Source organism: Nocardia nepalensis, assembly GCF_048910785.1.
GTDB lineage: Bacteria > Actinomycetota > Actinomycetes > Mycobacteriales > Mycobacteriaceae > Nocardia > Nocardia nepalensis.
The window spans coordinates 884,206-897,507 of sequence record NZ_JBKBET010000020.1; the positions used below are offsets into that span (position 1 = coordinate 884,206).

A 13,302-nucleotide genomic window follows, 5' to 3' on the forward strand; every position below is an offset into this window, starting at 1 on the left:
GACGAGAGCGAGGATGACCGTGCGGGTCGAGATCTGGACCGATATCAACTGCCCCTTCTGCTACCTGGGCAAGAAGCGGTTCGAGCAGGCATTGACCGACTTCCCGCACCGCGCCGACGTCGAGGTGGTGCACCGCTCGTTCGAATTGGATCCGACCCTGCCCGCCGATGAATCCGGTCCGGTCATCGCGAAGATCGCCCGCAAATACGGCATCAGCGAGGCGCAGGCGGCGGCGAATGAGCGCGGCATCGGCGCGCAGGCCGCCGCGATCGGACTGCCCTATCTGACCGAAGGCCGCGACTACGGCAACTCCTTCGATATGCACCGGCTACTGCACTTCGCGCTGGCCGAGGGCAGGCAGGACGACCTGCTCGATGCTCTCTACCGTGCGAATTTCGCCGAAGAGCAGTCGCTGTTCGCCGATCACGAGCGCCTGGTGCGGATCGCCGTCGCGGCCGGTTTCGACGAATCGGCGGTGCGTGCCGTGCTCGCCGACCCGAATGCCTACGCCGATGCGGTACGCGCCGACGAGCGGGAAGCCGCACAACTCGGGGCAACCGGCGTTCCGTTCTTCGTCTTCGATCGCAAATACGGCGTCTCGGGCGCCCAGCCGTCCGAGGTGTTCGCCCAAGTTCTGGATAAGGCCTGGGCGGATCGCGAACCCGCTATCGCGACGATCGGCGGAGCCGAGGTCTGCGGTCCGGACGGATGTGCGCTGCCCGCGCGCAATTGAGCTGCGGCGCAGTCCTATTCACTCGGTTTGTCGGCGGACGAGGGCGCGGCGGGACCCAGACGCACAACGCCGGCATCGAGATCGATCTCGACACGCGGCCGGTGCGTCTGCCCATCGCTGTCCTCGCTCCCCTCGTCGGCCAGCTTCTGACCCGGGAACAGTTCACCGATCACACCCACACCTCCACGATAGCCCGCTCGGCACGGACTCGAGCCGGGCTCTCGACGGCGTTAGCCCCTACACTGGCCCGCATGCCTGTGCCACGGATGCTCGCTCTGTCCGCGTTCGCCCTGCTCACACCGCTCGCAGCGGCGTCGTGCTCGTCTCAGGGGCCGGGTTATAAGTCCGACTGCGAGGTCAAGGGCTGCACGGTCACCTTCGACCGCGGCGTCAATGCCAAGGCCAGCGTGCTCGGCATCGATGCGGAACTCGTTGCGGTCAACGGCAATACGGTCACCATGAAGGTGGGCGGTCAAGAGGTCAGCATCCCGGCGGGGCAGACCCAGCCCGCCGACGGTCTGAATGCGACGGTGCAGGAGATCACCGGCGACAGGGTGGTTGTGCGGCTCGCGACCGGCATCAACTGACCCCGCGGGCGACGGCGTCACCGATCGCCTGATCGAGGATGAACAGCCCGAGGGCGAGTTCGTCTTCGGTGGCGGTCAGGGGTGGGGCGATCGTCCCGCAGCGCGCGGCCCCGTCAACCGCACGATCACCGCTGTCATCCGCCGCGGCGCGCCCCCACGCGCGGCCGGCGACCTGGTCCTCGAAGCGCTGCGCCGGTTCCGCGACCTCCCGATCGCCGACCCACAGCTCGGGGATAGTCGCCAATTCCTCACTCCAGCACCATAATCGTTCGCCAGTCGATAGCCATGCTGGATATACCCGTTTGCTGACCCGAATGCCGGTTTCGCACGGCCGCAGCGCCCGTCCTGATCCGGAACCGAACGCTATTAATACCGAATGGTATTCGATCGTTCACTGCCGAAAGGTACTGATTCCGAATGGCATTCAGGTTGGACGATGCGTTCGATACCGAAAGGTATTGATACCAAAAGGTATTCTTAGCGACGTATCCGGGCGAAATGCGTCGCTCGCCCGAATTCGGGCACAATTCACCTTCCATCACCCGCCCGCAGTGTGTAGCGTCTGGACCGCTGGAATCCCCGAATGACAGGCCGGGCGCGGTGATCGGTATCGACGACTGCTTGAAACGCATCATGGACATTCCCGGTGCACGCAGCGTGACGATGGTGGACAGCGCGAGCGGTCTCGCGATCGCCGCGGCGGGCAAGCACGACCTCGTCGACCAACATGAGGACGCCGCGACCACCACCGACGTGGTCCGCGCGGTGCTCGGCTGCCCGGCGCTGGCCACCGGCCGCGACGACGACCTCACCGAGATCATCGCCTGCGGCACCCGCGGCTATCACCTATTGAATCTGGTGAACGGCGACTTCGACGGTCGACTTTTCGTCCACGTGCTATTCGACGACGACACCGGAAATCTCGCCATCGCGAGATTCCGGCTCCGCGCAATTCTCGCCGAATTGGCCGAGGGCGCTCATGGGCGTTGACGTCGCGGCCGAACTGCGGCGACTGGAAAAGGAAAGGAGCACCGGGGTGCTGTGCGCGGGCGATGGCGCATTTCACCTCGCCGACGGCGCGATAACCGCCGCCGACTGCCTGCGCACAGCCAATATGGACCTACTCGTTGTCGCGGCAGGGGTGGCCACCGCGGAGGAATTACGACGGGCCGCGGCCGGGGATCCGCGCGATGTGCTGGTCCGGCCGCGGCTGGAAACCCTGGCGTTGCTGTCGGTCTTCGACGCCGCCTACTTCCTGCTCGCCACGGCCGTCGTTCCCGAATTCCGACCGGCGCCGCCGCACTGGCTGGCCCCGGTCTGCCATATCCCGCCGCGGATACTCCTGCACGAATGCGCGCGGCGGGGCGATCCGGAGATCGAACCATGGCCCGCGGACCTGGTCGACCGCGCTCCCGTCGTGCCGGTACGACGCGTCCGCCGCCGACGCGTCACGCTCACCGGCGGCCAGACCGAAGTGCTCGCCGCCGCCGATGGTCGGCGCAGCGTTGCCGGGATCGCCCGCGACCTCGGCCGCACCAGCTACGGCGCGCTGGTCGCGGTGCGGGAGCTGACCGCGGCCGGGCTGATCGAGCCGCCCGACCTGGTGCCGGTCCCGGCCGGGTGGTCCGAACCGATGCCGTCCGGGCCGAGGGCCGTCGCGGTCACCGAGCCACCGCAGGTCCTGCCCCGCCGGGTGCGGCAGCCGGTGTCGGCCCCGGCCCCGGACCCGGACAGCTGGGAACCCGTCGACCGCGACCTGCTCATCCGTCTGCGTGCGGCGTTGGAGGAGCTTGCGTGACCGCGCGGAAGAAACTGCTCGGCGAACTGATGGGAAGGTTGACCAAGGTGGCGATGTCCGGACCCGAACCGAATGCGGTGGTGCTGGCGGAGTTGAAGGCGCTACGCGATCGCCTCCCTCGAGTGACCGGCGCACTGGTCGCGTCCAGCGACGGACTGCTCGTCGCGCACGATCTGCCACCCGACATCGAGCCCACCAGGATGGCCGCGCTGGCCTCGGCCCAACTGTCGCTGTCGTATCAGCTGGCCGCCACCGCGCACGGCGGCGGATTCCATGAGGTCGTGGTGCACAGCACCAGCGGACACGTGGTGATCTACGCCGCGGGCTGGTCGTCGCTGATGGTGCTCGCCGGACCCGAGGTGAATGTCGGCCGCCTCCATCTGGAGTCGCGCCCGGTGGCCCGCGCCATCGCCGATCACCTGACGGCTACCGACTCCGGAAAAGACCGGACCTAGAAAACCGATCGAAAGGAACGAATATGACCAATATGGATCTGGCGCTGAAGGACATGATGGGGATAGACGGGGCGATCGGCGCCGCCGTCGTCGACTACGGCAGCGGCATGGCGCTCGGCATGCTCGGCAGTTCCAAGACCATGGACCTGCAGATTGCCGCGGCGGGCAATACCGAGGTGGTGCGCGCCAAGCTGCGGACCATCGAGCAGCTCCAGCTCAAGGACGATATCGAGGATGTTCTCATCACGCTGACCGGCCAGTACCACATCATTCGCCCGATGACCGGCCGAAAGTCCAAGGGGCTGTTCCTCTATATCGCCCTGGACCGCGGCCGGGCGAACCTCGCGCTGGCACGACACCGCCTCAAGGGCATCGAAGAGGATCTCGAGGTGTGACGTTGCCGCGCAGCGCCTTTCAAAGGCGGGCGGCGCGGTATCGGCCGCGCCGCCCCCGCGTTCGGGCGAACCCCGTTGCGGGCTAGAGCTTTCCGCTGCCGCCGATCATCCAGGGATTGAAGGTGCACTCCAGGTTCGGCGCGGAATCCGGGTCGAGTGCGTGCAATGCGATCGAGGCCGACCGCGGCGAGTACATGATCGTCAGGTGGTCGGACATGTCCTGGGCGCAGCCGTCCTGCAGGGTGATGTTGTGCACCGTTGCGTCCGGGCCGGGCTGCAGGAAGGTCCATTCGTAGGGGTTGGAGACTTCGTCGTGGCGGGTGCCGACGGCCGTGTATTCGATTCCGGGAACAGTGTCACCGTGCTCGTTGAGGATGGAGTAGAAGCTCGAGCCCACCGCCTGCTGAATATTGGCGACGCCGACGATCGGTTCGTAGAAGCCGAGGATATTCACGCCGAGATTGGTGATCAACCGGCCCAGGGTCGCCATGCCCATCAGCGAGGTGCCGTGATGGGTAGCGCCGAAAGTGACGACCTTGTCGACCTTATCCGCGCCGCCCTCGAATTTGAGGTACTGGCTCGATACCGGTCCGCCCTGGGAATGCGCGACGATATCGACCCGATCCGCGCCGGTGGCCGAGCGCACCCGATCGACGAAGGCACCCAATTGCCGTGCGGAATCCTCCATCGGCCCGACGCCATAGCGCCCCGGCATTATGGGGCCGATGCCGCCGCCCTCCAGCAGGTTCGATCGACCGTAATTGAATGCGAAGACGCAGTATCCGGCGCGCGCGAGCTGCGGCGAGAGGTACGCGAAGGTGTCATAGGCATTGAGCCAGGTGCCGTGTACCAATACGACCGGCCGCGGATGTGCGGCCGAAGGGGTGCAGTTCGCCTGGTTCGCGCCGGGTGGGGCCGCGTCCGGATGGGTGAGGCCGTAACCGAAGGCCGCCAAATAGGCGGACACTTCCGGGCCCTCGCCGACGGCGGCGGTGGCGTGGCTGCGCGCGCCGGATCCGGAACTGCTGCCGGTATCGACGATCGCCCGTGGCTGGCCGCCATTGGTCGCGGGGCGCAAGCCCGCGTTGAGGTAGTCGGTGAGTTCCTGCTGGGTGAACTGCGGTACCGGATCCGCGGCCGATACCCCGGCACCCAAACTCATGGCAAGCGCGGTCACGCCCGAAACAATGGCGGTACCGAGCGCTCTTCGAGCAATTCCGTGCTTCATTGCAAAAACCTTTCCTGCCGCCCCGTGATTGAATCGTAATAAAGCGGCCAACTCATCATCACTGCCCGATCCGTCGATGTCACTGCACTTATGGAACAAAGAAAACGGTCGACCGTCTGTCACGGAATACACGAAATACCGATAACCAGAATCGGGGCAGCACAAATCGAATTCGCGATCGCAGAGATCGCGAATTCAGCCGAGCCGCTCGGCACATATCCAATTATGTATCGCCGAGAAATTCTCACCTCACGGCGGCTGGCCGAAACAAGAAAAAATGGCCCCTCAGATGAACTGCTTCCTGAGCTCGCGCTTGAGCACCTTATGGCTGGGACCGAGCGGAAGTTCGGTGACGAATTCGACGCGCCGCGGATACTTGTGCTTCGCCAGATGCGCACGCCCGTAATCGATCACCGCTTCGGCGGTCACCGCCCCGGCGGGCACGACGACCGCGCAGACCTCTTCGCCGTAGGTGTCATCGGGCAGGCCGATGACCGCGACCGCGGCGATATCCGGATGACGCAATAGCGCCTCTTCGACCTCGGTCGGATACACGTTGAACCCACCGCGGATGATCATGTCCTTGATCCGGTCGACGATGGTCAGGTAGCCGTCGGCATCCTTGACACCGAGGTCCCCGGTGCGGAACCAGCCGTCGACGACCGCAGCGGCCGTGGCCTCCGGGTTGCCGAGGTAGCCGTTGAAAAGATTGTGGCCACGGATGACCACCTCGCCGAGTTCACCGGTGGGCAGCAGCGTAATCCGTTCGGACACATACGGATCGGCGATCTCCACGTCGACACCCCAGACCGAATGCCCGACCGTTCCCGGCTTGACACCGAAATCCGGCTGGTTCACCGCCGACGTCGGCGAGGTCTCCGACAGCCCGTAACCCTCCAGAATCGTCGCACCGAACGCGGCCCCGAACGCCTCGAGCACCGGCTCCGGCAGCGATGCGCCACCCGAGATGCACAGCCGCAGCCGCGGCGGCTCCGGCAACTCGCGAGCCGCGGCGATCAGACCGACATACATCGTCGGCACGCCGTGAAAAGTATTGACGCCCTGGGCGATCATCAGCCGAATGGCCTCGGCGGCATCGAACCGAGGCAACAGCACCAGCGTGGCGCCGGCGCGCCAGGTCGCGTTCATCGAAACCGTCTGGCCGAATACGTGGAACAGCGGCAGGGCGCCGAGCGCGACGTCATCGCTGCGCACGTCGTTGGCGTCGAAGGCATTGACCGTCGCGTTCATCACCATGTTGAGATGACTGAGCTCGGCCCCCTTCGGCCGCCCGGTGGTCCCGCTGGTGTAGAACACCACCGCCGGGTCCCCCGGCTGTCGCGACACGAAGTTCGCAATGGGTTGTGCATCAAGGGAATTCGGATCGATACAGGACACCTCAGCGGCCTCGGCGGCGGCTTGGCCCACCTCCGCGAACCACGGATGGCATACCAGCAGGCGAGCCTCGCTGTCGCGCAGCACATGCTCGGCCTCACCCGCCGTCAGCAGCAGATGCACCGGAACCACCACCGCCCCGGCGGCGAGAATCGCGTAATAGACCACCGGGAACTCGGCGGTATTGGGGCACATCAGCGCCACCCGGTCGCCGGGCCGCACACCGTGTTCGATCAGGGCGGCAGCCTGGCCACGCGCCCGTGCCCACAGCTCGGCGAAGGTGAACCGCTGTGCGCCCTCGATCAGCGCGATCCGGTCCGGTCGCCTTCTCGCTTGTTCGGCCAGGATGCTCGCCAGCGACAGTGTCGCGTTCATGAGGCCTGCCTGGTGAATCTCGTCATCGCTCTCCAAAAACTAGCAGCGCAAGTTTCGATCTAACGGTAGGGCATTGAAACTAGCGTTGCAAGTTTTTTTCGGCCTGCTGTAAGAATGCGAGTCATCGAGAGGAGGCGATACATGGCCCGACCCCGCCGACCACTGCTCAGCCGCGAGCGCATCGTCGAGACCGCACTGGCCCTTGTCGACGCGGAAGGGCTGGCGGCCGTATCGACCCGCCGCCTCGCCGCCGAACTCGGCGTGCAGGGCCCCTCGCTGTACAACCATGTCGGCACCAAGGACGAACTCATCGATGCCGTGGTCGATTCCGTACTCGGCGAGGTGGACACCTCGATGTTCGGCGAGCTGACGGCCGACAATCCGGATTGGCGGTCGGCATTGCGGCGCTGGGCCCATTCCTATCGGACCGCGGTCGCCGCACATCCGAACATCGTCCCGGCGCTGGCGAGCGGACCGGGCCACCGGGCCAATGCGCTGCGCATGGCCGATGCCGTCTTCGGCGGCCTGGTCGCGGCGAATTGGCCGCGCCGGGAGGCGACGACCGTGGGCACGCTCATGCGCTACTTCCTCACCGGCTCGTCCCTCGGCTCATTCGCCGCGGGCTTCCCCGCCGACGCCGAGGTCTACGCCGACGAATACCCACACCTGAACCAGGCCCACCTACTCGCCGACCGGCAGCAGCGAATCGATCAGGTCGCATTCGAGGTCGGCCTCGAATCGCTGCTGGACGGACTCGAGGGCCGATACCAGTTACTACTGGGTAGTCAGTAGCTCAATTCCATTGCCGGAGCTGTTGATCGGGTCACAACCGGCGAGCCGACACCTTGGTCACCGTCGCCGCGTCGGCTCGGTTGTCGCAGCAGCACACCAGCCGCGAAAACACCTACGAGAGTGCGGAATTCACCGAAACCATTCTGCCGGGCGGAGACCGGACCGCGGCCGTCGACGCCGGTTTTTCGCCATTGTCTGTGCATGGGATCACGTTGCCCCTTCGGAGCGCGACGGCCTAACGTAACATCCCGTTAACAGGACGATGTCGTCCTGACCAATTCCTTTTATTCGGTCCCGCAGGAGGACATGCCCCGCAGCGCCCGCTTTCCGCGAATCAGGAAGTGGCGCAGCAGGTGTGGTTAGAAATGGCATACGCAACGCCTTGGCAAGTCAATGAAGTTCAGCTCGGCCGGTCCGAGAACAGTGGTTATCGCATTCGCGAACTCGCCGCGCAACGTTTCGATCTACGATCCGACTGGGGCTACCTGTGCGCGGCGGGCCTGAGTCTGCTCACATTCCTACTGCTATTCCAACCCTGGGTTTCGGCGACGGGACCGAACGGCACGGTCAGCGCCAATGCCTTCGGCCGGATCGACGGCTTCACCAGCAGCACTTGGCAATCGGGCGGGTCGAATGTGGTGAGCATCAGCGGCGCATGGGCCGTCCTCACCACCATGGCAGTCGCTGGCACGGTCTTCTCGGTCGTGCTGTATTTCCGAGTCCGCAGCCAGGCACTGTCCCGACTGGTCATGGGCACCAGCGCCGCGGCCGCTCTCTTTGTGCTCATCACCCTGCTGTATCTCAACAGCAAGGCACCGGAACTGCGCGGACTCACCGAATCCGCCTCGCACGCCGGACTTTTCAGCTGGCTCTTCGGCAACGGCATGAGCTCGAACCTCGGGCCCGGTGAGCACCGAATCGCCAGTGCCGGTCTCGATCTCGGCGCGACGCTCAGCGCCATCACCGCATGCGGCGCTGCCCTTGCCGCCGCCGCCATGGGACTGCGCAAACAGCCGAGCACCGCACTTCGGATGATCGCGACTGCGCGTCCGGTTCGCGCGAAGATCGCTGCGTGACGACCTGCCTCGGGCCATCACTTGACGGTCGTATTCACCCAATCGACAACAGCGCGCTGGTACGCAACGGTATTCGGGGCGAGATTCACCGAATGTCCACTGCCGGGCAGTACGAAGGTGTGCAGCTGCGCGGCGGGGGCGAAGAACGGCGCCTCCGCGGCCTGCAGAGTGGGGGCGTCCTGGCAGATCGAATACGCGGGGCCGCAGGACAATCGGTCCAAGCTGCCATTGGCGATCATGACGGGCGCCTTGATGAAGCTGGACATCCCGGGCAGCGTGGAGGTCAGGCCGTCCGGATATTCGCTGAGCGAGAAGACCTCCTTGGTCTTCTCGTCCAACTCGACCACCTTCGGGTCGGCGTCGGGACCGAAGAAGTCCTTGGCCCGGGTGCCGGGCCGGGTGGTGAGATAGCCCGAATCCAGTGCGCGACCCGCGAATACGGGATCGTTGACAGCCTGGTAGTAGGTGGCGATGACGCCGAGCACCTCGGGAATGTTGAGGGTGTGCGAATAGCCGGTGAGCAGTACACCGTCGACATCGTTGTGCTCGGTCGCCTCGATGACAGAGGTCCCGGAGGTCAGCGAGTGACCGACGGTGACGATCTTGCCGAAGGGCTGCGCGCCAGCGAATCCGCGCCGCAGTGACTGCACGATCTCATGTAGGGCGTCCGCGGTGGCGGTGGCCGTCAGGGTCAGGGCCGGGGGGTGGGTGCTGTCGCCGTTACCGAGGCGGTCCATAGTCAGCGTCGCGAAACCGGCTCTGTTCATTGCCCGTCGGAAGCTGTAGGTCTCCGGCCGGTAGGCGAAGTCCCAATAGGTGGCGTTGTAGTTGGAGCCCGACATCAGCACCATGACGACATCGGTCGACTGCTGCGGCAGGCACAACGTCCCGACCAGATTCCCCTGCGGCACTGGGAAAGTGATCGCCTGGCAACCGTCCGACGGCGCGTTGTCATCGGCGTCGGCTACTCCCGGCGCGAGGCAGAGCAGTGCTGCGGCCGCGAGTGCGGCAATGGACCGAACCGAGCTTCGCACGGGACGCGCTCCCTTTGCTTATGTGTGAGAATCGCCAGCCTGACATCCTGATCAGTCGTTCAGTGAGGCAGGCTATAGCGCGGTATCACCGCCGCGCAAGAACTGCTGCAGGCGTCATGGAAAATGGACCGTCGGCTCGAATCCGACTGCACAGCAGGTCAATACGTGATCAACTTCGCCTCTCAGGCGCCCGCACGCGGTATGAGCTGGGCGAAGTCGACCTCCGGCGCGTCCGGATCGACCGCTCCCGCAACCACCTCCACGGTCCGCGCATCCAGCGGCGCGCACCCCGGCTCGACAAGGCTGGCATACCGATATTCGCTGTCGGCGTCGCGCATGGCGTTGGCCAGGTCTTCCTCGGTGCCGTAGCTGGTGATGCGCCACTTTCTAGCGAATCACGCTGCCGCACAACGTGTTTCGATGGCGCTGCGGGCCCGGATCCGACTTCGGCGGCATATCCGACACAGCGAAAAGCCGTATCTAGTACCGAATGCGGGAAGGTTGCGATCTACAATCCGGACTATGGGCGCGCGAGCTGTGCACTTTGTTGGCAGTTACCCGGCTGAGAGCACGGACGATGCGATGCGGGCGATGCTGGACGGGGCGGGATCGCGGCTACGGACATTGCCGACCGGCGAGACGAGCCGCTACGAGTTCTACATTCAGCCGATCATCGCGGACCTGGTGTCCCAGGGTGTGCTGGAAGTGAAGAAGCCCGGCAGCTGGCGCACCAGTCAGGAACGGATCATCCACCGCATCCCCCGCGGCGTCGAACTCACCGGCGACATGCTGGATCTCGGCTATTTCCGGGAGGCCAGGGAGGCGTTGCCGGTCTTCCAGAAACTGCGCGAGGCACGCGATCTGCCCGGCCTCTCGCTGCAGATGGGCATGCCGACGGACTTCACCATGACGTTCATCGCCTTGGGCCCGACCGGCCTGCGGTCACACAAGCAGGCGTTCACCGACGCCTCCGCGCGCGATATCGCGGCGATCCGCGAACTGGTCGGCGACGACGTCGTCATCCAGTTGGAGGCGACCGCCGAATTGGTGCTGTTGGCGAAAATGCAACCGGCACATAGACAGGTGGAGGCGGCGCTCGGATTCGGACGCGGCATCGCCGCGCTGGTCGCCGCGGCACCGGCGGGCACCCGATTCGGGGTGCACCTGTGCCTGGGCAGCATGAACAACAAGTCCCGCGCCAGGATGCGCGATACCCGGCCGCTGGTTGATCTGGCCAATTCCATTGCGCGGCACTGGCCGTCGGGCCGCGTGCTGGAATACGTGCACGGACCGCTGGCGGCGGGTGATGTGCCACCGTCGAGGCGGCCGGAATTCTACGCGCCACTGCGTGATCTGCGGCTGGGCGGCGGCACCGCCTTCTATGCCGGTTTGGTGCACGACATCCCGACCGAGTCGCAGCAGGTGCAGACGTTGCGCATGGTCGAAAGTGCGCTGGGCCGACCGGTCGACGGCGTCGCCAGCGCCTGCGGGCTGGGCCGCAGGCCCCGGGAGATCGCCGACGCGATGGTGGTGCGTGCCGATACCATCGCCGCGGCGGAGTAATCCCGCCGCCCGAATACCGTTGCGGCCCTAGTTCTTACGGGCGACGCCGCCCATGAGCACCAAACCGGTCTTCGGCGTTTCACCGTCGAGCCAGTTCTGCACCTCCACCAAGCCGGGCTCTAGCATTTCGAAGCCGTCGAAATACTTGGTCACTTCGGCCCGAGATCGGTAAAGGACCTGAGCCGTACTACCTGCGGCCTGCGCGGTCGACTGCGCGATGAAGTCCGGATCACTGTCGTCGGACGCGTGGGTGAAGATGAAGTAGCTGCCCGGCGCCAGCGCGTCGTACAAGCGCGCGATGATCTCGGCCGGATGCTCATCGTCCATGATGTAGTGCAGCACGCCGACCAGCACGATCGCGACCGGCTGCGAGAAATCGATCTGCGCCTCGGCTTGCACCCGCTCGATGATGTCGTCCGGACGACGCGCGTCGGCCTGCATCGGAGTCACCCCGGGCAGGCCGGTCAGCAGTGCGTTGTTATGCGCGAACACGACCGCGTCGTAGTCGACGGCCACCACCTTCGACGACGCATCGATCTGCTGGACCAACTCGTGCAGGCTGGGTGAGGCCGGGATTCCGGCGCCGATATCGATGAACTGGCGCACTCCCGCCTCGGCCGCTATCTCGGCGCCCCGGAGCATGAACTTGCGAACCAGCCAGGCCAGTGTCCGGGTATCCGGCGCTATCTGCAGCATGCGGTGGGCCAGCATCTGGTCCGCCTCGTAGTTGTCCTTGCCGCCCAGCAAATAGTTGTACACCCGGGCCGAATTCGGCTTCGAGGGATCGACGCCCGCCGGTACTCGCTTGACGTCCGACACCGCACCTCCCTCGATATCCTCGATCATCGTAACAAGCCTTCCCTGCCATCCGGCAGAAATGTGCTGGCGACCTGGGATATCCCCCCGCCCCGGCAACCACCAACTCTCGATCAATTGGTTCAACTAACGCGAATTCGTAAATGATAGCGCTACAACGACATTCGGCGATCTCACCACCACCGTCCCCGCGCGGTGAGCTTTGCCGCCGATCCCGCCTTCCGGGAACGATTCCGACGCGAGGCGCACGCCACCGCCCGGCTGCGCGAACCACATGTGATCCCGATCCACAACTACGGCGAAATCCGCGGCCGCCTCTACCTGGATATGCGGATGATCGACGGCATGGACGCGAAAACCCTGATCACCCGCCACGGTGCGATGTCGCCGCAGATGGCGGTCGCGGTGATCAGCCAAGCCGCGGCTGCGCTGGACGCGGCCTCGAACAACAGATCGCGGCGCACCTGACCGCCGCACCTTTCGCCTGGAGTCCGGGCAACGCCAGCCGCACCGCAATCACCGAGCCCGCTTGGAAGCACACGGCGATCGACCGAAGTGGCCTGCGAACCGCTCCAGCTACCGATGAGCCGTACCCGTCCAAGCCGGAGGAACCCGCGAGCCAGGCCGTCGCGGACTATCGCGACGGCATATGGATCGTGGTCAGAGAGCTGCCGCCGGCGCCATACTGCACGAGTCCGATCAACAACACCACTATGGATTCACCTGTGTGGCAGCGGTTTGTAGTCCGATCCGCCGCCCAGTCTCATCAAATCCCTGACCGGCACCAGGGGCCTCGACAAGAACGACCCGTGTCGCGGGACCAGCCGCGGGATCGTCGAAATGCAGCGGGTCGGCGACTGAACCCGCGACATCATCGCCCGCGTTAGGCATAGCCATAGATTTGCTCGACGCGCACAGAATTCGACGGTTCTCCCTGCTCCGCCCGCGTCGGCCGCTTAAGCTGTCTGCGCCGCAATATGCGACAAATATTCGAGGTCGGAAGTGCTGAGGTAGACGTCCAGGAGGTGCGGAATGCCGGAAGCCGGTCGTTGGCG

17 protein-coding genes are annotated in these 13,302 nt (G+C 65.3%); 10 read left to right on the top strand and 7 right to left on the bottom strand.

The window, feature by feature from the left end:
* Window positions 1-13 precede the first annotated feature (13 nt).
* Window positions 14-733 carry a DsbA family oxidoreductase gene (locus tag ACHQ4I_RS15315; protein WP_420772367.1) on the top strand — a complete coding sequence of 240 codons (720 nt, stop codon included), beginning with the start codon at window positions 14-16 and terminating at the stop codon, window positions 731-733.
* 14 nt (window positions 734-747) lie between these two features.
* On the opposite strand, the gene ACHQ4I_RS15320 is transcribed toward ACHQ4I_RS15315, so the two are convergent.
* The gene (locus ACHQ4I_RS15320) at window positions 748-906 is read right to left on the bottom strand and encodes a hypothetical protein (RefSeq protein ID WP_420772368.1); all 159 of its coding nucleotides are present in this window, start codon (window positions 904-906) and stop codon (window positions 748-750) included.
* 78 nt (window positions 907-984) lie between these two features.
* On the opposite strand from ACHQ4I_RS15320, the gene ACHQ4I_RS15325 reads away from it, so the two are divergent.
* A complete protein-coding gene (locus tag ACHQ4I_RS15325; protein ID WP_420772369.1) occupies window positions 985-1,320 on the top strand; it encodes a hypothetical protein in 336 nt (111 codons plus the stop codon).
* Here ACHQ4I_RS15325 and ACHQ4I_RS15330 read toward each other — a convergent pair.
* Window positions 1,313-1,564, bottom strand: coding sequence for a hypothetical protein (locus ACHQ4I_RS15330; protein ID WP_420772370.1), 252 nt, complete (start codon window positions 1,562-1,564; stop codon window positions 1,313-1,315). The genes ACHQ4I_RS15325 and ACHQ4I_RS15330 overlap by 8 nt on opposite strands.
* Before the next feature lie 377 nt (window positions 1,565-1,941).
* Between ACHQ4I_RS15330 and ACHQ4I_RS15335 the strand changes: the two genes are divergently transcribed.
* From ACHQ4I_RS15335 to ACHQ4I_RS15350, 4 genes are read left to right on the top strand one after another with little or no spacing between them, the layout of a single operon-like run.
* Entirely contained in the window at window positions 1,942-2,310 is a 369-nt protein-coding gene (locus ACHQ4I_RS15335) for a hypothetical protein (RefSeq protein ID WP_420772371.1), read from the top strand.
* Window positions 2,300-3,118 carry a hypothetical protein gene (locus tag ACHQ4I_RS15340; RefSeq protein WP_420772372.1) on the top strand — a complete coding sequence of 273 codons (819 nt, stop codon included), beginning with the start codon at window positions 2,300-2,302 and terminating at the stop codon, window positions 3,116-3,118. Before ACHQ4I_RS15335 ends, ACHQ4I_RS15340 begins: the two co-directional genes overlap by 11 nt.
* Window positions 3,115-3,573, top strand: a complete 459-nt coding sequence (locus ACHQ4I_RS15345) for a roadblock/LC7 domain-containing protein (RefSeq protein WP_420772373.1) — start codon at window positions 3,115-3,117, stop codon at window positions 3,571-3,573. The genes ACHQ4I_RS15340 and ACHQ4I_RS15345 overlap by 4 nt, the downstream gene beginning before the upstream one ends.
* Before the next feature lie 23 nt (window positions 3,574-3,596).
* Window positions 3,597-3,968: a hypothetical protein gene (locus ACHQ4I_RS15350; protein WP_420772374.1), complete on the top strand. Its 372-nt coding sequence runs from the start codon at window positions 3,597-3,599 to the stop codon at window positions 3,966-3,968.
* 82 nt (window positions 3,969-4,050) lie between these two features.
* Here ACHQ4I_RS15350 and ACHQ4I_RS15355 read toward each other — a convergent pair whose 3' ends face one another.
* Both ACHQ4I_RS15355 and ACHQ4I_RS15360 read right to left on the bottom strand, forming a co-directional pair.
* Window positions 4,051-5,196: an esterase/lipase family protein gene (locus ACHQ4I_RS15355; protein WP_420772375.1), complete on the bottom strand. Its 1,146-nt coding sequence runs from the start codon at window positions 5,194-5,196 to the stop codon at window positions 4,051-4,053.
* Window positions 5,197-5,481: 285 nt separating this feature from the next.
* Window positions 5,482-6,966: a long-chain-fatty-acid--CoA ligase gene (locus ACHQ4I_RS15360; RefSeq protein ID WP_420772376.1), complete on the bottom strand. Its 1,485-nt coding sequence runs from the start codon at window positions 6,964-6,966 to the stop codon at window positions 5,482-5,484.
* Window positions 6,967-7,107: 141 nt separating this feature from the next.
* On the opposite strand from ACHQ4I_RS15360, the gene ACHQ4I_RS15365 reads away from it, so the two are divergent.
* Together ACHQ4I_RS15365 and ACHQ4I_RS15370 are read left to right on the top strand one after the other, a co-directional pair.
* The gene (locus tag ACHQ4I_RS15365) at window positions 7,108-7,758 is read left to right on the top strand and encodes a TetR/AcrR family transcriptional regulator (RefSeq protein ID WP_420772377.1); all 651 of its coding nucleotides are present in this window, start codon (window positions 7,108-7,110) and stop codon (window positions 7,756-7,758) included.
* Between the two features lie 365 nt (window positions 7,759-8,123).
* Window positions 8,124-8,834 carry a hypothetical protein gene (locus ACHQ4I_RS15370; RefSeq protein ID WP_420772378.1) on the top strand — a complete coding sequence of 237 codons (711 nt, stop codon included), beginning with the start codon at window positions 8,124-8,126 and terminating at the stop codon, window positions 8,832-8,834.
* 17 nt (window positions 8,835-8,851) lie between these two features.
* On the opposite strand, the gene ACHQ4I_RS15375 is transcribed toward ACHQ4I_RS15370, so the two are convergent.
* Window positions 8,852-9,868 carry an alpha/beta hydrolase gene (locus ACHQ4I_RS15375; RefSeq protein WP_420772379.1) on the bottom strand — a complete coding sequence of 339 codons (1,017 nt, stop codon included), beginning with the start codon at window positions 9,866-9,868 and terminating at the stop codon, window positions 8,852-8,854.
* Between the two features lie 182 nt (window positions 9,869-10,050).
* On the bottom strand, window positions 10,051-10,206 hold the full coding sequence (locus ACHQ4I_RS15380) for a hypothetical protein (protein ID WP_420772380.1): 156 nt from the start codon (window positions 10,204-10,206) through the stop codon (window positions 10,051-10,053).
* A 184-nt stretch (window positions 10,207-10,390) separates the two neighbouring features.
* On the opposite strand from ACHQ4I_RS15380, the gene ACHQ4I_RS15385 reads away from it, so the two are divergent.
* Window positions 10,391-11,431: a hypothetical protein gene (locus ACHQ4I_RS15385; RefSeq protein WP_420772381.1), complete on the top strand. Its 1,041-nt coding sequence runs from the start codon at window positions 10,391-10,393 to the stop codon at window positions 11,429-11,431.
* Between the two features lie 27 nt (window positions 11,432-11,458).
* Here the strand turns inward: ACHQ4I_RS15385 and ACHQ4I_RS15390 are convergent, their stop codons facing one another.
* A complete protein-coding gene (locus ACHQ4I_RS15390) occupies window positions 11,459-12,277 on the bottom strand; it encodes an SAM-dependent methyltransferase (protein WP_420772382.1) in 819 nt (272 codons plus the stop codon).
* Between the two features lie 165 nt (window positions 12,278-12,442).
* On the opposite strand from ACHQ4I_RS15390, the gene ACHQ4I_RS15395 reads away from it, so the two are divergent.
* Window positions 12,443-12,715, top strand: coding sequence for a protein kinase family protein (locus tag ACHQ4I_RS15395; RefSeq protein WP_420772383.1), 273 nt, complete (start codon window positions 12,443-12,445; stop codon window positions 12,713-12,715).
* Window positions 12,716-13,302 lie beyond the last annotated feature (587 nt).

What these genes read in the sequence shown, in the direction of transcription:
- ACHQ4I_RS15315 (WP_420772367.1), top strand. Translation starts at nt 14, where the DNA reads ATGACCGTGCGGGTCGAGATCTGGACCGATATCAACTGCCCCTTCTGC.
- ACHQ4I_RS15325 (WP_420772369.1), top strand. Translation starts at nt 985, where the DNA reads ATGCCTGTGCCACGGATGCTCGCTCTGTCCGCGTTCGCCCTGCTCACA.
- ACHQ4I_RS15340 (WP_420772372.1), top strand. Translation starts at nt 2,300, where the DNA reads ATGGGCGTTGACGTCGCGGCCGAACTGCGGCGACTGGAAAAGGAAAGG.
- ACHQ4I_RS15350 (WP_420772374.1), top strand. Translation starts at nt 3,597, where the DNA reads ATGACCAATATGGATCTGGCGCTGAAGGACATGATGGGGATAGACGGG.
- ACHQ4I_RS15355 (WP_420772375.1), bottom strand. Translation starts at nt 5,196, where the DNA reads ATGAAGCACGGAATTGCTCGAAGAGCGCTCGGTACCGCCATTGTTTCG.
- ACHQ4I_RS15360 (WP_420772376.1), bottom strand. Translation starts at nt 6,966, where the DNA reads ATGAACGCGACACTGTCGCTGGCGAGCATCCTGGCCGAACAAGCGAGA.
- ACHQ4I_RS15365 (WP_420772377.1), top strand. Translation starts at nt 7,108, where the DNA reads ATGGCCCGACCCCGCCGACCACTGCTCAGCCGCGAGCGCATCGTCGAG.
- ACHQ4I_RS15370 (WP_420772378.1), top strand. Translation starts at nt 8,124, where the DNA reads ATGGCATACGCAACGCCTTGGCAAGTCAATGAAGTTCAGCTCGGCCGG.
- ACHQ4I_RS15380 (WP_420772380.1), bottom strand. Translation starts at nt 10,206, where the DNA reads ATGCGCGACGCCGACAGCGAATATCGGTATGCCAGCCTTGTCGAGCCG.
- ACHQ4I_RS15385 (WP_420772381.1), top strand. Translation starts at nt 10,391, where the DNA reads ATGGGCGCGCGAGCTGTGCACTTTGTTGGCAGTTACCCGGCTGAGAGC.
- ACHQ4I_RS15390 (WP_420772382.1), bottom strand. Translation starts at nt 12,277, where the DNA reads ATGATCGAGGATATCGAGGGAGGTGCGGTGTCGGACGTCAAGCGAGTA.